The 521-nt window shown below is 42.4% G+C and carries 1 pseudogene; it reads left to right on the top strand.

The window, feature by feature from the left end:
• Positions 1-521, top strand: a pseudogene (locus KH893_RS11710) (phosphoketolase); the annotation flags it as partial.

Raw genomic sequence — 521 nt, 5'->3', positions numbered from 1 at the left:
TGGTTACATTATCCGGGTTCTTGGCTGGCGTTGCTAAGTTAAATCCAACTCGTTTCCGTTTCTTTGGTCCTGATGAAACAATGTCTAATCGTCTTTGGAAGTTGTTTGATAAGACTCCCCGTCAATGGATGAGTAAGATTAAGTTCCCTAATGATGCTTTGTTGGCACCTGAAGGTCGGATTATTGATTCACAATTGTCTGAACACGAAGCAGAAGGATGGCTTGAAGGCTATACTTTGACAGGCCGTGTTGGTATGTTTGCTTCTTATGAATCGTTCTTGCGTGTTGTTGATTCAATGATCAACGAATACTTCAAGTGGATTCGTCAAGCTGATGCCGAACCATGGCGTAATAAGTACCAGTCACTTAATTTGATTTCGACTTCGACCGTCTTCCAACAAGACCATAACGGTTATACTCACCAAGATCCCGGTATGCTGACTCATATGGCTGAAAAGGGTCATGAGTTTGTCAATGAATTCTTGCCGGCCGATGCTAATTCCCTTTTGGCAGTTATGAAT

Origin of the sequence: Liquorilactobacillus sicerae, from assembly GCF_029916425.1 — a bacterium.
Taxonomy (GTDB): Bacteria; Bacillota; Bacilli; order Lactobacillales; family Lactobacillaceae; genus Liquorilactobacillus; species Liquorilactobacillus sicerae.
The sequence above is the reverse complement of the archived record's forward strand: the minus strand, read 5'-3'. Positions and strand labels throughout refer to the sequence as shown.